We start from the raw sequence: 19,682 nt of genomic DNA on the forward strand, positions 1-19,682 counted from the left end.
CTTATTCCTCTCCCAGATAGTCAAGACGCGCTTGCTCGATGTCTTGGGCCTTGATCAGCGCCGCATCGAGCTCACTGATGTCGTGTAAGTCCATGAGGGTTTGGCGTTTTCTTTTCGCTGGACCATCGGTTTCACCCAGTGCCAGGTAGAGCGCAGGCGGCACAATGCAAAAGCGCTGCATTAGGGTGTTGTCCATGCCGGTGATGACGCCTTCTTTGTATTTGTGCTTTTCCGATTGCATCGAACGGATGAGATTTTTCTCCGCCTCGGAGAGTTTTTTAAACGATTCAAGGTGACTGAGTTCATCCTCTGGCATGTTGAGCATCACCCACCACTCGGCGTTGTTGAGCATCTTGCGGGCAATGGCCGGAAAATCGGCCAAATCTTGCGTCGCCAGCCAAAACCACGCACTGAGTTTTCGCCACATCTTGACGATTTTGACCGCGTAAGGGGCGAGTAGCTCATTGGTGACAATCAGGTGCGCTTCATCGGTTAGGGTGACAATGTCACGCCCTGAGTATTGGTCGCGCTCCGCAATCCCGTTAATGCGGTTAATCAAAGAGATGTACGCGGCGGCCATTTGCGCTTCATACCCGGTTTTGGCGTAGAGGCCCAAGTCAATGATGGTCACATCCGCCTCTGGCCAGTGCTCGGCTTCTTGATTGAAGATTTGCCCTTCTAGGCCATCACAGAAAAAGGCCATCGCTTCGCTCATCAGGCGGGCGCGTGCTTGGCGGGGCTCAGGTCTATTCAGATCTTGACTAAAACGCTCTAGCGCGCCTTTGATGTGCTCTGGGCGCACTTGTTCGCCTGTAGGGTGGCAATGCTCTGCAGCTTCTTTAATCGCATCACGCACCATCGACGAGTCGGCGCGGCGATAATCGTCCATCTCGCGCTGCTCACCGCCGGTAATCATCAGCCTTGCCATGATTTCCAGCTCGCCTAAAATGTCCCGCGCTTCATCGTCTGGCGAATCGCTGTCATTAAGATGTTCAATGTCCAACGCTTTCTCATCACTGACGTGAGGCACGGCTTGGCCGACCAAGTGTTTGGCATCGGCAAACGGCGCCATCAAGCCTTTAGAGTGAGCGCTCACCTGAACGCGGTTGACCGATAACCCCAAACGTTCACAGTACTGCCCCAGCAATCCAAAACTGTTGCCCGCTTCGATGATGAACAGCCTTGGGCGATGAATCGCCAGCAGGCGTAAACACATGCCCACTAAGGTCGCGGATTTGCCGGAGCCAGAGGGCCCAAATAGATTGAGGTGCGCATTAGAGAGTTGGTCTCTCAGCGGATCGACGCCGAAGAGCTCCCCGCCTCGGTTGAAAAATTGGAAAGCTTCACTGCCGGTGCCGGTTGCGCGGCCAAACAGAGGTGAGAGCGAGAGCATGTCTTCCAGCCACACCCAGCCGCAGTACCACAGTTTGTCGTCGTGCTCGGGATGGTAGTTCATCGGTAGCCAGCGAAGGTAACTGTCCAGCGGGGACTCTTGGTCGCTGTTTTTGACAAAGCGCAGCGACAGATCGCGATTGTTGAATATTGCGCGCAGCGACTCTGTGCGGCCCTCTATTTCACTGACGCTCTCCCCTTGCACGTAGAACGCCAGTTGACCGCGCCACAGTGGATGCTTTTCAACTAGGGTGGTAAAGCTGTCGCAGGTATCTCGAATGACTTCTAATTCCGTTTCTTCCCCCACCGCCGCTTCTCGAACGGTGCGAAGGCGCGCTCTGGCCTGCGCCTTACTTTGCGCGACTAAGGTCATGGCCATCATGGTGCCGGTGGGCAACTCATCGAACAGGACGTGTTGTGGGCGCTTTTCGCCTTTGTCGATGGCTTCATCCCCGATGACCTCCCCAAATACGGCGCCCGCTAAAAAGGTCTCATTGTCCCAATTGTCGAGCTCCATCACGCGCGTGGCGATGGGGTTCTCCCCCTCAAACCACCATAAGCCGTTTTCAACGTCTGAACGCACCCCGCTTCTTAGCAGTCGCTCGGAGAAATCTTGGTCAATAAAGCTGCGTGGCGGGCGATAACGCAGGGTTTCGCCCGCAATGCCAGAGGGATTAAAAAAGGGGCTGAGCCAAGCGTGGATACTCTCGCCTGAGCTGGCCTTGATGCCAATGCCTAAATCTTTGAATGTACTCGGAGATAACAGGCGGCGCCTAAGACTCTTTAAGGTGCGAAGGTTGGTTTTTTGCAGCGCTTCACTGGCGTCTTCGGGGAGCCAGCGATAAATGGCGAGACGAACCTGGCGCTCGCGGGCGCGCCATGGGCGACCGTCCACCGCAAAGATACCTTGCTCTCGTCCTATTAGGTCGAAATGGCGGCGGTCTTCATCGAGCACGGCGCGGGTGAATGCATCATCGACGCGCGCACTGTTGAGTAACGTCTCGTGCGCATCGTCAAATCGGTCGACATCACGGGCAAACAACTGCACCACCCATGGATTGTCTTCGTCAATCAAGGCGGTGAGGGTGTGGGCGACACTTGAGACCACCCGCTCAAGCTGCGCTTGTGTTTTGTCTTCCGTAACCAGCGGCGTAATGTCAAAAAACAGACCCATCGAACGACCGTCTTCCAGTTGCACCAGACCTTTATCGCTGATTTCAATCCAAGGCAGTTTGGCCGCAAACGACGGTGGCACGCTGTAATCGATGGCTGGGGCTTCCAACTCTTTGCCTTCGGTAAAAAAGTGGGTGATGGCATGACGCATTTTTTTCAACATTACCAACGCTCCTTGGGCAGATTAGCCGGACTGTCCTGGGGCGCGGCGTAATGCACGCGCTCATACAAGGGAAAGACGGTGCTGTATCCAGGCACCGGCAGTGCGCCCGATTGATGCGGCAGAACATAGAGCACCACATCGGGATTGGGTAGCCTTGGAAAAACGTTGGTCGCTTCACGCCAGCTGTCTCGGGTGTAGTCGCTTTGGCGCTGCGCCAAAGTGGTCATATCGAGCGGCATACGCAGCTCGCCTTGCGTTTGGCTAAGCGAATCAGCATTGGCTCCGCCGCCTGACATTTGGTTTTGCCACACTTGCTCGGAGTTGGTTTGAGGATTGGGTAAGGTGTCGTCTTGCGACGTTGAGCAGCCCAGTAATCCGAGCAGGCTCATCGCGCTGATAAGGTTACGGTAATTCATACGTCGCTCCTTGGGTTTGAGTGTCGTAACGCACGCGTACAGGTATCGCTGGTGCGCGCAGTGTCACGGGTTTTCTAAGGTGAATACTGGCTTTAGTACCGGGCGGGGTGTACACCACATCAAAGCTTGAGCCCATGCGCGCCTCAATAAACTCTGAAACGGTGCCCGTGAACGCTGCAGCAGACTCAGCGGCGGCGTTTTTCGCCGCATTGCCCGTCAACGCTGAGGTACTGGTTGAGCCATCGACCGAAATGGTCTGCTGTGAAATGGCCACGGCATTGGCCGCTGCAGAAGCGGCGTCAAGCAATCCTTTGGTGGTGAGGTATTCAGGGGCATTCGAGATACGCTCCCCGGTTAGGCATGGGTTGCCGTTGGGATCGGCCAGAAAACCCAAATCCGTGGTTTTAATCGATGAACCGTCAAACCCCGAATCTACCGTCTCAAGTTCTTCTGGGTAAGAGAGTATCGAGCCATCGGCGCGAATAAAGTCGATGGATTCGACCACGCCGCGCACACAAGACAAACTCCAGTCGCCGGTGACCGTACCCGTCACGATGGCCCCTTGGACATCCGGCAGGGTAAACCCGCTGGCCATCAGGTTCTTACGCCCTAGAATCATCGAAAACGGATAAGGGTCGGTGACTTGGCCGTTCAAGGGAATGCGCCCCATCAGTGCGGTCATGCTGACTGCATCGGCCAACATGGTGCCGCGATGCAGGGTGTAGACTGGTATTCCGTCTTGTTGATTGGCATCAAATCGGCCGGTTTGGCGGGTAAACGCATCGTCCGCCGAGCTCAAGGCGTTTTTAACCGCTTGGGTGGCAGGCGTTACCCAGTTGCCCTCTTTGTCTTGAGTTGCATCCAGCGGCTCGGTCCAAACCCAGTTGTCTTGAGCTGCGCCCTGAGTCTCAATGGATGGGTGATAGCCGCCCGGCGCCGTGCCCACGGCCAGTCCCTGGCGCCCTGAATCAATGCCAAGGTCGTCATAAGAGACATCTATCACCTCACGCACTGGCGCTTGACGCACCTTGAGGTGGTCTCGGCTTTGACTGACTTTCTCTTCAATCGTGTTTAAAGACGAATTGAGCCTTTGGGCAAGCTGACTTAATTGGGTTTCAAGGGCTTTTACCTGCTCACTGTTTTGGGTTTGCTGATTTTCAACCTGAAGCTGCGTTTGCTTTAACGCGTCCGAGAGCGCTTTTTTTTCGGCTTCACTTTTTGAGTACGCGGCATTGAGCGTTCGAATGGTATCGGATGGGCTGTCATCAAACGCCTGCAGCACTTGTGCTTGGGTTTGTGACGTCGTCACGCTGACCGGGGTGGTGTCTTCGGCGGGCTCAACGTTGACTTCGATGTCTGACGGCTTTAAGACTGCAATGACCAGTATGGCGATAAAGCCGGTCGCGCCGATAAGCGCCGCCAGTCGTATGACGGGGTTTCCTTTATTTAACATCGCTACTCCCCTCCATGGTTAGGTAAATGGCTAGGTAAACGGCTGGGTAATAGGTACCCTGCCAGGGGCCCTGGCGTGACAATAAAGGCCGTCGCTTGGGCGGTGGGTGAGCCTGCGTTCCCGATTTCAGGATGGGAAAAGCTCACCGTGCAGCGCAGTGCAAAGCAGCGAGGACTGAGAGTAACGAGTCGTGGGTCGAGGGTTTCACGCTTTGATGCCTTATTGGTTAGGCTGACGGCCGTCACCACCTGCTCGCCCAATTGCCAAGCCGCGATGGGTTTGGCGCTTACTTGCCACTGACTGAACGCGCTTAGGCTGATATCACGAGGCAGCCCCATCGGCGCTCGCATCACGCCAGATAAAGGCTCAATGGCGTGCGATGGACTGTAAAGACTTTGCATGGCATAACGCACCAACAGGGCTTGCGGCGCCATTTGGGGCTCAGTAGTAGAGCCCATCTGGCGGTCATTGCCTTTTGATTTACCGCCGGGCAAAACAATATCAATCTGCGGCGGGGTAACCACGCCCGCTTTGGCGCTGACATCGAGCATTAAGCGCAATCCATCACTCAAGCGCATCACTTGAAGGCGAGTTGAATCAAAAGGCTCAGTAGCCGTGAGGTAAAGTCGCCCTGCCAGTGAGGTAACCGACAGATAAGGCGTTAAGTGCGCCGGCTGCGCGACACGCACGTCGCTGCCCAAGGTCAAAATGGTCTCTTGCCCTGGCGTGAGCACCACTTGCAGCGGGACGCCCTGCCACTCCATGGCGCGAAGCGTACTGGCCTGAGCATGAATGTGAGTCATCAAACTCAGCAGCAATGTCAGCCACAGTCCCCCACGTCTTTTCATCAGCGTTCGCATCATTGCTCTGTCTCCTGCGCTTCATTGAATTGAATTTCTCTCGCTGGGCCATCAAAACAATCAATGGCGAGCTTCCAAGGGTTGCGCTCGGCGTCAATGTCGTAACGCACAATGCGCAGTGGCCAGCGGATGAAGTTATGTTTGACTAAGGTGCCATCCACGTACTCTTTGAGCTCTAAATCGGCTTGCACTGTCCAGCTGTCACGGCTGTGCGTGGTGACGCGCCAATCTGAAAAGCCGTAACCGGGAATAGGCGCTAGACTGCGTTCGCGTCCCGACAACTCGCCTGTGCGGCGCTTGTTTTGAAAGTCTTGCGTTAAGACCTTTTTGCAGCTGGGCGTCAGGTAATCGGTGTAACGATGCAGGTTCTCGCTGTATTGCTGATTGCCATCACTGGGCCATCGGTTAATCAGTCCAAATAGATTGACGGCAAAGTCATACACATTGGGCTTAGGCACCTCCCACCACGGGCGTGAGGAGCCTGAGCTTAAATCGGGCGGTGTATGCACCGTGATGTCTTGCCCTGCTTGATACCAGCCCCAAGTGGTAACCAGCGCAAGAGTGCTCATCATGGCGAGCGCGCCGCGTAGCGACCGGATGTGACTGTCTCGCCCGGCCAGTGAGGCGCGAAATCGACTTTTCGGTGGTTGACTCATGTTTTCTCCTTATCAGCCGATGCGTTTGCAGGCAAAGCGGCGCGCCTCAACGTGATAGCGCTCTGGGTGAAACCAGCGTTCAAAGCGTTTGCTGGCGTAATGTTGGCAATGGTGCGTTTTTATGCGGCTGAGCTTTCGCATGAGGCTTTTGGGCAGTGCAAAAGCGCCGAGCGCCCCGAGCAGTAAAGCGGTAAACAAAATGAGCAGCGCGCCAAACGCCCAGTACAGCGCCAACCCCAGCAATCCCGTGAGGCTCATGCACACCAGGACCAGCAGCCCCATCTCCCCCATCGACAGACCTTTATAAAACGGGGGCATGACGTTTAAGGTTGAAGCGCTGTGCATTACACACCCTCCAAAATATCAAGGCCGTAGTTGAGCCCCCACACCGACAGCAGCAAAAGCACAGCGCCAATCACGCCGTCACTGAGCAGGTCTTTTTTGGTCGCTTGTTTCTCTTTGATTTTGCTGAATACATCCCAGATGTGACCCAGGAAATAGACAAAGCAGAAGGCAATGAAGATGCCGCCACCGTAAAGCAAGATGTCGTAGGCATAGGCGTAAATGAGCTCTAAGATGTTGTCACTGCCGCCCTGAGACGGGGTATTGTTGGTGGGGATGTCCGCCATCGCGCTCAGGCTGTGCAGCCAAGTGACGACAAAAAGAAAAAACGCTCGAAGTTGGATCATGTTGCGACTCCGTAATATAAAAACCATTGCAGGATGAGAAAGATAAACACGGCGCGAAAGACCAAGCGGCGAAACACCTCTTTGGTCACTTTTTTGTTTTTCATGCCGCGAAAGCCGCTCCAGAACACCCACAGCATCCAGAGCATCAGCAAGGCGCTGGTGAGGCCCGCTAACACCAATGCCAGCGTATTGGCCTCAAATCCTGCGCCATGCTCAAAGGCTAAAAGGGGATCATTCATGAGGCGCGTCCACGAGGTAGTCGCCGCCCAGTGGGGTGATTGGCTTTGGCGCGCTGCGTTCAGGGCGTAAATAAGCATCAATGCCCGCTTGAAGGGTGCGGATATCAAGGCGCAGCGCATCGTAATCAAACTGACGCGCGGCGCGATAATCAGCTTCGCGCTCAGCGCGCGTGATGAGGTAGTCGAGGGTGTTCAGCTGCGAAGACACTAAAGCCAGCTCTCGCTGCTCGGTATCGACGTCGGCATACAGGTTAGGACTGAGCACGCTCAGACAGAATAAAAGTGGCCATTTCACGGTGTTGACTCCTAATTAGAAAGACGTCAACACGCTAGCAAAAAGGCAATGGAAAATACTCGATAGAAATACATTGGTGGATGTATTTTTAACGAGTATTAATTTTTGAAATTATGATATAATTCCAAAAGGATTTATTCAGGCGCCAGTCTAGGGCGAATCTTTAGAGGTACTTCTTATAGCTCGCCACGCTGGTGCGAACCAGTAACCCTGTCATGCCTGCTGCAGGCAACAACACTAAGGTCGGAGATAGGGGCCAAATCCCAGGAATGAACAACCATAAGTAACCGGCCCCGATCATGGTCATAGAGACGGCTTGGCGCGCGTAGTAATGAGTAGTTTCGGTTTCACGCCCGACAAAGGCGGTGCGTCGCTGACGAGAGATCAGCCCATCGAATGCCCCAAGAAAGCTGGCCAGTAAGAACAAAGGCCAACTTAAAAAAAGCAGCGCGACGCGAACAAACAGCGCGAGGGTGACATACACCACGCCGTGCCAATACACGTTCGCAAAAGCCAATGCCCCATCAAACTCAATACTGAGCAGTGTCTCGATGCGTTGACTCAGTGCATTCACTAATCCCATCACCTTAGCCGCCAGATGCGGCTGATCGCTTTGCAGCAAGGTGATGTGCTCAACCAATACGGTTTTGGCGTGTTGCCCTGTTACTTGTCCCCAAAAAGGCGCGAACCATTCGATCAGTATTAATAGTACCCATATCCAGAAAAGATGCCCCAGAGCCACAAAAGGTAGGCCATACCAAGGCGTCGGCTCTTCTCGCTTTACGGGTGGGTTTGGTGTTTTTTCTGCCACAAGGCCTCCTGGATTTTATTGCACTTCATGAATAGGCGACTTTGATTCATCTTCATCGAGCCCAAGGTAGGCATTATTCATCCAGCTGTTGAACTGCTCGGTGTCGTGCAGCCAGTCGTGCGTACTTTTGACTGATTGACTTTTTTGGAGCATCCCATCGACTAAGGCTTGGATATCCTCTGGCAGTTCGAGGTCGCCCTCATTGCCTGGCAATGGAAAGCGGAGTTTCCAAATCTTGGCGCCTTCGAGCTCAGCGTAGGCTTGGCCAATGGGTAGGTTGGTGATGTCGTTATCGCTGACCAGCAGCACCTCTTTATTTTGCAGGGTGTCTTTATTGCTTGAGTGAAACCCGGCCTGACTGCCGGGCGCATCACTGGCGCCCGTATCGGGCACAATGTCTTTGATGGTCACGGTTGCCATGCGGGAGGTGAGGATTTGCGCGGTCTTTTGCTCGCGAACCCGAAGGCATATCAAGCTGTTGAAGTTACCTTTGGTTTGCGCCGCTTTTGCGGGCGAGCCTAAGCGCGCTTCAATATCGGATTCGGTTTGCGTGTAGGCGGTCACCACAAATTTAGCCCCGCGTGCTTTGTTGAGGATAGGAATGAACTCATCGCCAATCAGCTCATTAAATTCATCGGCGTGTATCATGATGTTGCGCGGCTTGACCTTGGCAAAGCCCGGCGCGTTACCAAACTTATAAATCTCCCCCGCCAGCGAACATAGGTCGGCAAACATGGAGTTACCGAACGCTGCGGCCACCGTGGTATCAGAAAGTGCATCCAACCCCACATACACCACGCCCCCTTGCATGATGACCTCTCGCCAATCGATGATGGGCCGCTCATCACCCGGTGTATGCACCGGTGAAATAATTTCAGCGGTCTTACCGGTGCCGAGCTTTTCGAGCAAGGGCAGTAAGGAGGCCACAATTTTATCAAAATAGGTTTTGTCGTACTGGATGGCGCTTCGAAGTCCGGCCAGCACATCGTCTGCAGCGGGGTGCGCGCCAAAATACATTTCAAGGGCGACCACGCGAGCGCTTCGCCCCTGCAGGTGACGCGGAGTGTTTTTTTCGTTGACGTTACTTTCTAGTGCGGTGACTAATTCCGCTGCTTTGGGGTGGTAAGACGGCAGCTTTTTCACGCAGTAATCGACATACAGCTCATCAATGGCGGTCACATAACGTTGGATAGCGGCCATATCGGGCTTTTTACCTAGCGCGTCCAGCGCCCTTGCAATGATGTTGACAAATCGCCACGCAAACTGTTTGAACGCGGCGCTGTTGCCGCCGCCGTCGAGTTGACCAGAAACGCGAGTCGCGACTTCCGTAATACGGCCAAATCGGCCGACGGGGGAATATCGCCCACTTTGGTCGGAATACCCTAAATGTAAGATATAAAACTCATCGAGGCGCCCTGCTCTCAAGCACTCAATGTACATGCGAAGCAGCATGTCGGCGTCCCCTTTAGGGTCAAACATCAACACCACATCGCCACGGCGGATATCTTGCGTTACCAAGAGTTCAGCAAGGCGCGTTTTACCGACCCCGGTTGTACCCAGCACTAAGGTGTGCCCCGCTCTCGCGCTGCTCGGCAATAAACAATCGACCTCTTCATCAAGGCCGATGCCGTGCATTCGAGAGTCGCCCCCTACCGGGGGTAAAGGTTTCACCGGGTTGATGGCACTAAGAAAGGTGTTAATGATACCCCAGCCTTTACCAGCCCTGGCTATCACACGTTTCCCAGACCAAAAGCGCTCTATCCATTTGCCTTCGTACTTGGCTTCCATGGTGCGCGCAAAGCGATAGAGTTTAGACGGTGTGACGTAGCGCTCTGCCCAGATTTGACGTGTATCATAAAGGCGCTGAGCATGGCGAGGCAGGACTAGAAAGCCTTTCCCGAGAAAGAGTTTATTTTGATACACCGGCATGTCATCGGAGTTCATCGCCCAATAGGGCATGCGAAGTAATTGCTTGCGATACCCAAGCACGGAAAGCCCTTGTTTTAGGCGAACCAGCGCGCACAAGCCAAGGCAAAAACCGAGCGGATGCGCGAAAACAGAGGCCAGCATGAACACTTGTGGGGCGATGACCACCACGATAGCGGCCATGCTAAACATAGCTGCGCTCAGCAGTTCATCGGCAGGACGAAGCAGACCTTCGGCATAACCACTCATTGTAAGGTCTCATCGTCTAGCGTCATCCCCCACTCACGCTGCCAGGCCCAGCGCTCTTCGAGGATTTCAATGCGGCGCTTCACTTGATGCGCCGTATTGGCTTTATCGCTTCTCTTTTTAGCGGGCGGCAGCTCAAGACTCTTTGGGGGTAAGCAGCGCTGTGCAAAAGGGTTGTCACTGTTAATGCTCATCATCGTCTCCTTGAGGTTTTAATAGCATCATTAAAGCGCGCTCAGGACTTACGTTGTGTGCCTGGCTTTGCTGGGCGAGCGCCAGAATCACCGGCGTCAGCGCCGCGCTTTCCAGAACTTGATGGGTGGTGTTAATCGCGCGTTGAATGTCGGCATAAGATAAAGCGTGGGTCGGCATGGGCGCTGTCCTCATTAAAAGTCGTGAATGTGATTATTGTTTGAGCTCACCGCGCTCGATGAGTACCGGGTAGTGGCGAAGGCCAAAAGCGGCGGCAAAGTCACGGCCTGCCACGGGGTAAAGCGTTAAGTTATAGCGTTTGAATCGCTGCCACCCCGCCTTCGTCTGCACATTGACGACCATCCCTATGGCGCCAATGCTCGCTAGATAGTTCCGCTTCGTACTGAGCCAGCGATGGGATAACGCATCATCCCCAACGATAAACAAAGGCGTGCTCACGCTTTGTTTGAGCGTGCGGCGTTCCACCTTGCCAGGGGTTAACTGCGGCGTACTCACCGGCACCATCCCTTGCAATAAATCTGCGGCCGACAAGGCATGACTGCTGAGCAACAAGAGTAGAGTCATGAGTGTTAAACGACGATTCATAACGAGGGACTCCATTGTTGTAAGTGACGGGCAAAGGTGGCTTCATAGCGCCGAGCCGGCTCGCCCCCACCGGGCCTGTGAAAATATCCGGCCGCTTTTACCCAACTGCCGTGTTTGCGCATGCCTTCGTTGAGCAAGACCGCGGCGTGATTGAGGTTCACCGTAGGGTCGAAGACCTCACACGGGCGGTTAAAGTGATCTTTTTGCCAGCGCCAGTTTTGCTGCGTGAGGCCAATATCCACCATCTGTGTGTATTTCAAAAAGCCATGCAGCGCCTGGCACGCTTCAGAGTATGTCGCGTAGAAATAGGATTGACCTTTGACATTGAGCGTCCAAGGCCAAGGGCGAACTGCGCCGCTTTGCAACTGGGTTTTGCTTTCGCCGAGCGCCAAGGAGTACAGCACGCTCGCAGGAATACCGTGCTGAGCGGCGACCTTCTGATACAACGGCGGAATGGCCGCCTGAGCGCCAAAACACCACAAGCTTATGATTAAGGCAACGCCACGACCGACCATTGGCCTTCCCCTTGCTCTGAAATGGCCACGGGCACAGTTTTGCCTTTAGCCAGGGTCATCCACAAAGCGCGCGTGTCGTGATTTAACGTTATCCACTGTTTTTCGACATCGCTATGGCGCACTCCAGCCACTGAGGCCCATGCTTGCAGCTCTGCGTTATTCCCCCCGAGCATATACACATCCACGGCCACGCCATGAGAGCGCCATTGTTTAAGCGCATCCACACAGGTGTCGCATCCCGCCCGCACAAACAGGGCGACGCGCTCTGGCAATCGTGGCCCTATCGGTTTCAAGTTGGGATAGAGCCGCGCCCACGCGGCGCGATACGCCACTTCCAGCGCCAACAAGCCATCGGTACGCTTTTTATCAAACGCCACCAAACGCTCAGCTAAGCGGGCACGTTCAGTACCACTGCGCGCAAACTGAGCTAAGACTTCTAGGGGACTCGCTTCTTGCATGTCATAGGTGAGTGGGCTTTGCATTAATTGCTCATAGCGCGTCCAGTCCGCTTGACTTAACTGCCAATATTGAGCGTCTTGCGAGACGCTCAGCGAGCGGGATTGGTTACGTTCAATGTTGGTTTGTGAGGCCTGATTGCGCTCAAGCTCTGTTGCCCCTACCCAGAAAATTGGCAGTAAGGTGCACATTGCCCATAAAATGAAAACCTTCATCTTCATCCTTATCCCTCCCCGACCGTTAACGTTGTACGTTGGCCTTTGTAGAGCGTCTCGATATGTTGGTCATTAACGGCGGTGATTTTCCAACCGAGATAATGTTGACCTGCTTGAAGGGCGGATAACTCTGCCAGTGTGCTGGCACCAGGTTTACCGACTATCGCCAGTTGGGTATGGCCCCGCGTTTGCACATCAAATAAAACAAAAGGCGCGGTAATGGTCGGCGTTTTTACTGTGGGCTTAACGACAGGTTTGGCACGCACGGGGGGCGCATGTTTTGTTGTGGATTGACGAGAGAGGCGTTGAAGTTTTGTTTCCAATACTTCTAGTTTTTTGCTGTCTAAGCCCAATTCATCCAAACGAGCGCCTTGATTGGATTGCGTGTTCATGAGCTCGGTGATTTCACCCTGTTGCTCATCGATGCGCTGGGTTAACCCATCAAGCGCGAATTGCAATGAGTTCAGCGCCTCAATGCGCGCTTGACGCTCCTTGTCGCGGCTTTCATTCATCGCCAACACCAAACTTTGATGCAGTGCGTCCAATCGCGAGTCAAAGCTCTCCTGTTGAACCGGTGAGAAAACCTGCTGATAGGCGAACAGGCAAGCGGCGCTTAATATTAGGCTCCACAGGCTAAACAGTAGCCCTCTAAGTAACGTTTTGAGAGTGAATTTCACACCTCGCTCCTACGGTTGTCAGTGATGGGACGACCGTAGCAAAAACACCTTAGAAAAATCTCGATTAGAAATACATTGGTGGATGTATTTCTAACGAGTATTATTTTTTAAAATTATGCTATCATTTCTGGTTTTTTTATTTAAAGCGAACCACACCCAATTGATTTGGGCTCTTTTCTGGTAAACTCTTGTTTTAATTGATCAGATAGAATGACTGTATGAGCCGAAACCTGAAACACTATCAAGCCCTTGATGCACTCGCGACCCACGCGCTGCTCGCCCTCTATTGCACCATGAGCAAGCAAGGTGGGTTCTGGACAGTGAAAAGAAGAAATGAACGACTCGTGAAATTCATCAAACCAAAAGTCAAACAGCCTCAGTTTTCAACGTGTAAACCTGAAATCAAAACCATGCTCAGCATTGGCCGCAGTCCCATCGGCAACCTTGAGCAAAAGTTGTGGGATGTGAACCGTCTGAACCTTGAGTACCAGGCTAAGTTTTCACAGGCGGATGAACTCTACATCATGTTGAGTGGTCTATTTGAACAGCATCAATTCCCCTCGATGCTGGAAGACATAGAAAAAGACCTTGAAGTGGATACGCTCTATATGAAAGAGAGAGGCATTGAAAATGGGTTTGATGAAGACAATAACCAAATCAAACCACTGGCTATGACGGTTAAAACCGAACGATTAAAAGCGCTTATTGAAGCGGTGCAAACTAACGGCATTTATCGCGTGGAAGTCGACCATGTGGATGAACATGAAGTGATTCATCTTTTACTACACAGAAAGGGATAATAAGCAGTTCAGCGTAGAATTTGGGATGCTATGACTCTTTTTTGCCTTGAGTATAACGGTGTTTGACTAAACACCCATTTTCAATCTTCACCGACAGCTTACCAACATGACAACGAACGCCATAACTGGTGTGGCTAAGTAAATCATCAAGGGATTGCGCTTCCTCGATGCGAAATTTGGGTTTCCCCATGAATCGTTTGAGATTGGCATTCATTAAGCTTGGTTTCGTGATTGGCATCATTAACTGTGGTTTATTCGAGGGTGATGCATCATATACGGTGTCAGACTCATAAGCATCAAATCCCTGTAAAGGTGCTCGCTAAAACCTCTTCCATATTCGCTAAAATTTCTAATACAATGAATCCAGAAGTAATGAATGTCAGGGTATAAAGAGGAAGAACTTGTGGCCTAGCGAGCGAAACTACTCTGTATCATCCGATTTTTGGAAAGGCCCTTATGAAAATCGCCTTCTTGTAAGGACTCTATGCCGTCCTACGGGCTGCGCCCTACCTGCACAGCAATCAGAAAAGAAAATACTTCGCACTTCCTTTCCTGACCGCTCGATATTGTTTAATAACGTAGGGTAGAGCTCGACGACGAAACTTGATTAATTAACTCAACTTCAATCGCGGTAAGGATTTGTTCCATTAGTGTCTTTTTGATATCAACATGCTCTGAGCGCTCTTTAGACAATTCAGCCATGATATTAGGCATGAATCCATCAACCAGTACGACCTTTCCTATCACGCCGAAGTTATCGTGTAAAAACATTATGCAATGTCCACGATGATCATAGCTGACTCTAGCATTGACTCCATCGGGAAGGACATCCTTGGAGAGTTGAGGAAGTTGAGTGATAAAGGTGTTTTGTTGTCGGTTCCCCAACGATTCAAGCCCTTGAAGGTTCATTCCCGTACGACCGATAGAGCTGATCACGGCTTGGGGGCCTAGATACTCCCCAGAGTCAATCTCAATCGTTCGCCTGTCCATCACATCCATCAGCAACTTAGCAATCTCATGAGCATCAGAGAAAAGGTTCTTTTTCTCTTCCAGAATGAAATGTCGGCCCAGCCCTGGCGATAGCATCACTTCAAAGTCGCCATCCACCAATAGATTACCGTCCATGATGGTTTCCCCGCAACATTGGTCTTTATAGCGCAAGAGCGTTTCAGAGCAGGCGTGTACGATAGGTTTGAGTTTTAGCTCGGTCTCTGGGTATAAATCCTCCGCAATGGCCTCATTCATGACAAAATTGATCCCTCTACGATGAAGAACAAACCGAAAAAGAAACAGGGAAATGTCATGACCAGCCAAGTTTTTCATATTGACATCACCTCTTTAGACGCCATCGACTCTAGGCAACGTTAAATGTATTCGACATTGCCTTGATAAATCGGAATGCATAAGAATAGTTTCACGCTGGATGTACTTGTAATAACACAATCCCAGAAACGCTAGCGGTGAACGCCAATAAGAATGATAAGAAGCCTCGATACTCACAGGGAGTGGCTTTAATTGTTCAATGTTAAAGAATGAGCCGTGCTTACTCAGTAGAGGTGACGTTAGTATTAATGATTGCCCACTGTATTTTGGGAGCAATTCAATCAATAGTTCGAGCTCTCGGTACGTATCTGTTGTAAAAGGATAGATCGCCGTTGAAAGGTGAACATGGTATTGGTTTTTCTTTAAGGACGGGGTTAGCTTGAGTAAGGTGAGATCATTCAAAGCGATCCTTACACTGTAACCAAAACCTATCCACGCAGTGCAAAGAAGAACACCGCCATTGAGGAATAAAGGGAGATGAAGCGGCATCAACCAGACCGTGACGACCATAATAATGACGATACCTTTGATCCCCCTAATCAAATTTAGCTTTGCGGAAGGGGCATGAGAGAGGGTCAATAATCTATGTAGGAAAATGAAAAGTAAGAGTGTGTTGATAAAAAGTATCACAAGATTATCCAATAAGGTTCATTTTGACGGCAATAAGCCCCGCTTGTTGGGGCAAGATGAAGCCGACAATTGAACAGCGTGAAAGTGTCAGGCTTTTGCATCCCACCGCGCGCCCTCGTGGTACAACAAATACCCGCGATGCTGCGTTTTTCTGAGCAGCCGTATGGCTTGACGGTAAGTGGTACGTATTACGCGCCAATCATTACCATCGAGCATTTCAAGTACCACAGGGTCATTGATTTTGTAATCCATATCAGACTTGTCTCTTTCTTAAACGTCCAAAAACAGCTAATCCAAATAGAGATAAAAAGCCGAGAGAACCACCGCTGCCACCAGAACTTGGTGTCGTTGTTGGAGGGGGTACGGGAGTCGGTGTCACAGGGTTGATATCAATCACTTCATTAGTGGTTAGATGCAGTTGACCAGAGCCGCTCACATCGAGCTCATACGTACAGGTATCAAACGAATCAATCGCAGGCAAGGTTTGGCATGTACCGCCGGTTATCGCTACATCTCCAGCTACGTAAGCGGCATCCACCACGGAGTTTTGGTGTAAAGACTGAACCTTAATCGTTTGAGTCCCCGTTCCTTTGAAAACCGTTGGATAATGCCAGCCATTAATCTGCTCTAAAAGGAAGTCTTTAGCGTAAGTGAGGTCGGTTCCGGATGTTTGGTGGCTACCTCTAATACCACGATTAATAGCAACAATGTTGCTATCACTATTAAGCCAAACTCCACCACTATCACCCTGTGTGGTATCTCCGATTGTAGATGTAACTTCAAAAGCAGTCTTATAAGCATCCGATAGGCGAGTGATGGACGCGGAAGCATATGATAGTGGGTGATCCCCTCCAAATCCGTAAACTTTAATGTCATCGCCAAGTGCGATGTTTGGGACGCTTAAATCTGCAAAATAATGGATATTTTGGGTTTGAGCGGCTTGAGACAAGGTCCAGATTGAGACGTCGTATGGTGAGCCATCGGAAGCCCACAGGTAGCTAGGATGATCAACCCGTCCACTTGCAGCATCCACATTTCCATTCGAAAAAGTAATAACACTCAAGTCGGGACAGTGGGCGGCCGTCAAAACTAGTCTACCTCCCACAACCAAACCTGTACAATTGTTTTCCACTATATCATCAAAGTCATTTTGCCAATTGACAGTCGTACCATTTTCAATCGCAAACACCGAACTTGAGAGTAAAGAAATGGAGAAACCCACAGCTATTTTCTTCATGATTAACACTCCTTTTTGATGGAAGATAATTATACCATTTTCAACACTTAATCATCTGAAATATCACGGTATTAACTATGATCTTTTCATCTAACAAGGTCATTAATATGATCGGTGGTTATATGAAAGCAAGGCAGTATGAAATCATACTACCCTACTTTTATATGTGGGATTTAGTCAACTTCCCAGCAAACGGCTTTGGCTGAGACGGCACACCCCCCACAACTGGCTCGTCCTGAAGTTAATTTCCAGTACCCACCAGATTGATAGACATGCGCATCCGTTCCTTTTAAACCACGGCCATAATATCCACTGACTTTACTCAAAGCACATACCCACCCATTCGTTGGTTTGAGTGTTTTGGTGATCACGGACGTTGTTTCCCCACCGGTTGAAAACTCAACCACTTGACCTGAAGGGTTAGGGTTAATGCTTGGCTCCAGCGGATAACTGTAATCCCGTTTGTATTGCTCAAACTCTGCTAAGTCTTGGGCTCGCTGAGCTTCATCCGCTTTATAAACATCCTCCAGGGTCACTTTGGCCATCACGGGAGGTAAGATAAAAACAAGGGTAGCCAGCCCAAAGAGTATGCGTTTAAATAATGACTTCATGGTATTTTCCTTTTTTTAGGGTTAACGACAATTGGCAATCAATAACGCTTCACCGGTCGTCACTTTTGTTTGTTGTTTACTGCTGTTAATTTTCACAATAGTGGACATTCCCACTTGCCAACGAGTGGCGGTTTCGTTGATGAGGTAAGGTTTGGTTCCACCAAGTAAGGTGTAATAACGGGTATCTATCTCTACTTTTGAAATAGATAGTTTGTACTGTGGGGTTTGGCCTGCAATGCATTGTGGTTTGTCTATCCAATCGCCGTGCTGGGCTCGACTCACGCTAACAAGGTATTGACTCACTGGTATTTGCGACCCATCACTGGCTCTAAGCGTGACATCCTTGGCATTGGTAATACCGTGCGCTCCGCCCACATCCCAATCCCCGGTTAACGTGGTGAAACCATCGCGCATGACAATGTTTTCGTACATCAGTGCCAACGTCGCTTGACGCAAGGTAATATCGATATCATTACCCGCTCGCTCGGCACCTGGAATGTCAATCAACACGTTTGACCAACGCGTCCACTCTTTCGCATCCTTGTCTAATTCATGAAGTGGGATACGAATCACTAAGTGCTCGTTAAATGCCGGTATGTGCGTAAGGTCGGTGTAAAAGTAAGTACTCAGACGCGAATGGCTCCACGGCACGTAATCGGGCAACTTACATTCACCATTGAGTTCTCGATCAATCGTGCAACTGCCCCAGTATTGCTCAGGGTAATCGTTCATGAGGTTATCCAACGTTGCTGGCCAACTCGCTTGACTGGTCGAATCGACCCCTTCTTCGGTGATCTTGTAGTATTGATATTGATGAATGCGCTCTATCAGCACTCTAATGTGCTCACCGTAAGCTTTCGCTTTCTCGTCTTCCTGATAATTGTGATACGCCGGGTAGCTGATACCCACAATCACTAGGCTGAGCCCGAGCGTAATGAGAAACTCGACTATCCCCACGCCGCGTTGTTTGAAGGCACTATTCATCATCGAGACTCCTCATGTTTTTTCATCAGGGCACTATACTCCTCGCATTGAATGGTTCTTAGGCCTTCATCGGGACACGATACCGATATGAAAAATGACGGTCTTCCGTTAAGCACATTCATTATTTCTTTATGATTCATGCCAATTTGAACGCCAGCCACTAGACCTAATCCCCAAAGTAACAAGAACCAAAGCCCAACTTTGGTATCTTGATTCATCATTGGGCCTGTTTTAAATAAGCGCGTTTTCATTTTATTGTTCATCATTCATTCCTTTATTCGGCAAGCCTACCTTTACCAAGCAAAACACGCCGTAGCTGGGTCAAACTCCATGCGCGATACATCGGTTGGTCCTTTAACGACTTCAAGTATCTTTAAAGTTCGACCTTGAAATTGCCAACTGCCTATCACGGTTTGAGCCAGTTCTTTAAGGCGAGTCGCCTCCTGACTGGAGTGCGCCGTCAACGTGAGGTGCTTACCTATCACGCGGCCGCTGTTACGGCTCGCCTGATAGGCAATATCGAGCGTCCAAGGACTGTTATCTCGGATGCTCGCCTCCAACCACCCCTCACTGACCAACGTATTGATGTCGTCGTCAATCGGTATGTGCAGACAATCAGTACGTTCGGTTTCGCTGCGTATCTGCTCATCCATCGCTTGCATGACCGCTGAGGTTGTTCGCTTAAATAACGCTTTTTCTCGCGCGCCGTTGTAAGCCAGCAATAGTCCAGTCACCACGCCTAACATGGCCAAGGTGCGCAGCGTGCTGGCAAGCGTGAGGGAGGTAAGATTCATGCCGACTCCTTACAGCGTCACAGTGATGGTGTTGCCAGCGACCGCTAAGGTCGCGCAGCTGGCGGCGCTGTTACAGTTACCGGCACTCAATTTAGCGAGCGTATCGGCCAAGTCATCGATGTATTGCGTATCGATGTTGGTGATGCCCACCTTCACGCGCTGCATGTTCGCGCTATCGACCGTCAAGGTGTAATTCCCGCCATATTCATTGGTGCCAACGCCATCACGCGTATCACCACAAATCGTGGAGGACACCGCATTGCGGGTGGCACTGCACACTTTGCTCATGCCAGTACCACTGTGATTGACGCTTTTGACTTTCT

25 protein-coding genes and 1 pseudogene are annotated in these 19,682 nt (G+C 51.1%); 1 reads left to right on the top strand and 25 read right to left on the bottom strand.

The window, feature by feature from the left end; all coding sequences use genetic code 11:
- Position 1: 1 nt before the first annotated feature.
- From A142_RS15645 to A142_RS15725, 17 genes are all read right to left on the bottom strand, one after another.
- The gene (locus tag A142_RS15645) at positions 2 to 2,728 is read right to left on the bottom strand and encodes a conjugative transfer ATPase (RefSeq protein WP_019825414.1); all 2,727 of its coding nucleotides are present in this window, start codon (positions 2,726 to 2,728) and stop codon (positions 2 to 4) included.
- Entirely contained in the window at positions 2,728 to 3,144 is a 417-nt protein-coding gene (locus tag A142_RS15650; protein ID WP_017108819.1) for a TIGR03751 family conjugal transfer lipoprotein, read from the bottom strand. Before A142_RS15650 ends, A142_RS15645 begins: the two co-directional genes overlap by 1 nt.
- Complete coding sequence (locus A142_RS15655; protein ID WP_019825416.1) at positions 3,131 to 4,597, bottom strand: TIGR03752 family integrating conjugative element protein; 1,467 nt, start codon at positions 4,595 to 4,597, stop codon at positions 3,131 to 3,133. Before A142_RS15655 ends, A142_RS15650 begins: the two co-directional genes overlap by 14 nt.
- Before the next feature lie 2 nt (positions 4,598 to 4,599).
- Positions 4,600 to 5,460 (bottom strand): TIGR03749 family integrating conjugative element protein, encoded by an 861-nt coding sequence (locus A142_RS15660; RefSeq protein ID WP_019825418.1) that lies wholly within the window; start codon positions 5,458 to 5,460, stop codon positions 4,600 to 4,602.
- Entirely contained in the window at positions 5,457 to 6,113 is a 657-nt protein-coding gene (locus A142_RS15665; RefSeq protein WP_019825420.1) for a PFL_4703 family integrating conjugative element protein, read from the bottom strand. The genes A142_RS15660 and A142_RS15665 overlap by 4 nt, the downstream gene beginning before the upstream one ends.
- A 12-nt stretch (positions 6,114 to 6,125) precedes the next feature.
- Positions 6,126 to 6,458, bottom strand: coding sequence for a DUF3487 family protein (locus A142_RS15670; protein ID WP_019825422.1), 333 nt, complete (start codon positions 6,456 to 6,458; stop codon positions 6,126 to 6,128).
- Positions 6,458 to 6,802: a TIGR03745 family integrating conjugative element membrane protein gene (locus tag A142_RS15675; protein ID WP_017108824.1), complete on the bottom strand. Its 345-nt coding sequence runs from the start codon at positions 6,800 to 6,802 to the stop codon at positions 6,458 to 6,460. The genes A142_RS15670 and A142_RS15675 overlap by 1 nt, the downstream gene beginning before the upstream one ends.
- Positions 6,799 to 7,041, bottom strand: a complete 243-nt coding sequence (locus A142_RS15680) for a TIGR03758 family integrating conjugative element protein (protein ID WP_017108825.1) — start codon at positions 7,039 to 7,041, stop codon at positions 6,799 to 6,801. The genes A142_RS15675 and A142_RS15680 overlap by 4 nt, the downstream gene beginning before the upstream one ends.
- Entirely contained in the window at positions 7,034 to 7,336 is a 303-nt protein-coding gene (locus tag A142_RS15685) for an RAQPRD family integrative conjugative element protein (protein ID WP_019825425.1), read from the bottom strand. The genes A142_RS15680 and A142_RS15685 overlap by 8 nt, the downstream gene beginning before the upstream one ends.
- 163 nt (positions 7,337 to 7,499) lie before the next feature.
- Positions 7,500 to 8,147: a DUF4400 domain-containing protein gene (locus A142_RS15690; RefSeq protein WP_019825427.1), complete on the bottom strand. Its 648-nt coding sequence runs from the start codon at positions 8,145 to 8,147 to the stop codon at positions 7,500 to 7,502.
- A 15-nt stretch (positions 8,148 to 8,162) separates the two neighbouring features.
- Entirely contained in the window at positions 8,163 to 10,322 is a 2,160-nt protein-coding gene (gene traD / locus A142_RS15695) for a type IV conjugative transfer system coupling protein TraD (protein ID WP_019825428.1), read from the bottom strand.
- A complete protein-coding gene (locus A142_RS15700) occupies positions 10,319 to 10,513 on the bottom strand; it encodes a hypothetical protein (protein WP_019825429.1) in 195 nt (64 codons plus the stop codon). The genes traD and A142_RS15700 overlap by 4 nt, the downstream gene beginning before the upstream one ends.
- Positions 10,503 to 10,691, bottom strand: a complete 189-nt coding sequence (locus A142_RS15705) for a hypothetical protein (RefSeq protein WP_017108830.1) — start codon at positions 10,689 to 10,691, stop codon at positions 10,503 to 10,505. The genes A142_RS15700 and A142_RS15705 overlap by 11 nt, the downstream gene beginning before the upstream one ends.
- 33 nt (positions 10,692 to 10,724) lie before the next feature.
- Complete coding sequence (locus A142_RS15710; RefSeq protein ID WP_019825430.1) at positions 10,725 to 11,117, bottom strand: integrating conjugative element protein; 393 nt, start codon at positions 11,115 to 11,117, stop codon at positions 10,725 to 10,727.
- On the bottom strand, positions 11,114 to 11,632 hold the full coding sequence (locus A142_RS15715) for a hypothetical protein (protein WP_019825431.1): 519 nt from the start codon (positions 11,630 to 11,632) through the stop codon (positions 11,114 to 11,116). The genes A142_RS15710 and A142_RS15715 overlap by 4 nt, the downstream gene beginning before the upstream one ends.
- The gene (locus tag A142_RS15720; protein WP_240699202.1) at positions 11,608 to 12,309 is read right to left on the bottom strand and encodes a TIGR03759 family integrating conjugative element protein; all 702 of its coding nucleotides are present in this window, start codon (positions 12,307 to 12,309) and stop codon (positions 11,608 to 11,610) included. The genes A142_RS15715 and A142_RS15720 overlap by 25 nt, the downstream gene beginning before the upstream one ends.
- Positions 12,310 to 12,311: 2 nt before the next feature.
- Positions 12,312 to 12,980 (bottom strand): hypothetical protein, encoded by a 669-nt coding sequence (locus A142_RS15725; protein WP_019825433.1) that lies wholly within the window; start codon positions 12,978 to 12,980, stop codon positions 12,312 to 12,314.
- Between the two features lie 218 nt (positions 12,981 to 13,198).
- Between A142_RS15725 and A142_RS15730 the strand changes: the two genes are divergently transcribed.
- A complete protein-coding gene (locus tag A142_RS15730) occupies positions 13,199 to 13,780 on the top strand; it encodes a DUF2913 family protein (RefSeq protein ID WP_019825434.1) in 582 nt (193 codons plus the stop codon).
- 28 nt (positions 13,781 to 13,808) lie between these two features.
- On the opposite strand, the gene A142_RS24790 is transcribed toward A142_RS15730, so the two are convergent.
- The 8 genes and pseudogenes from A142_RS24790 to A142_RS15770 all read right to left on the bottom strand — a co-directional run.
- On the bottom strand, positions 13,809 to 14,021 hold the full coding sequence (locus A142_RS24790; protein WP_198599742.1) for a hypothetical protein: 213 nt from the start codon (positions 14,019 to 14,021) through the stop codon (positions 13,809 to 13,811).
- Between the two features lie 329 nt (positions 14,022 to 14,350).
- Entirely contained in the window at positions 14,351 to 15,025 is a 675-nt protein-coding gene (locus tag A142_RS15735; RefSeq protein ID WP_241813122.1) for a hypothetical protein, read from the bottom strand.
- Positions 15,026 to 15,986: 961 nt separating this feature from the next.
- A complete protein-coding gene (locus tag A142_RS15745; protein WP_019825440.1) occupies positions 15,987 to 16,970 on the bottom strand; it encodes a trypsin-like serine peptidase in 984 nt (327 codons plus the stop codon).
- 173 nt (positions 16,971 to 17,143) lie between these two features.
- Positions 17,144 to 17,581: a hypothetical protein gene (locus tag A142_RS15750; protein WP_019825442.1), complete on the bottom strand. Its 438-nt coding sequence runs from the start codon at positions 17,579 to 17,581 to the stop codon at positions 17,144 to 17,146.
- Between the two features lie 21 nt (positions 17,582 to 17,602).
- Complete coding sequence (locus A142_RS15755) at positions 17,603 to 18,568, bottom strand: hypothetical protein (RefSeq protein ID WP_019825445.1); 966 nt, start codon at positions 18,566 to 18,568, stop codon at positions 17,603 to 17,605.
- Positions 18,565 to 18,828 carry a hypothetical protein gene (locus A142_RS15760; RefSeq protein WP_019825447.1) on the bottom strand — a complete coding sequence of 88 codons (264 nt, stop codon included), beginning with the start codon at positions 18,826 to 18,828 and terminating at the stop codon, positions 18,565 to 18,567. Before A142_RS15760 ends, A142_RS15755 begins: the two co-directional genes overlap by 4 nt.
- A 30-nt stretch (positions 18,829 to 18,858) precedes the next feature.
- The gene (locus tag A142_RS15765; RefSeq protein WP_019825449.1) at positions 18,859 to 19,359 is read right to left on the bottom strand and encodes a hypothetical protein; all 501 of its coding nucleotides are present in this window, start codon (positions 19,357 to 19,359) and stop codon (positions 18,859 to 18,861) included.
- 9 nt (positions 19,360 to 19,368) lie between these two features.
- Positions 19,369 to 19,682: pseudogene (locus tag A142_RS15770) on the bottom strand (hypothetical protein); the annotation flags it as partial.

This window comes from Vibrio splendidus 12E03 (assembly GCF_000272105.2).
Classification (GTDB): domain Bacteria; phylum Pseudomonadota; class Gammaproteobacteria; order Enterobacterales; family Vibrionaceae; genus Vibrio; species Vibrio splendidus_I.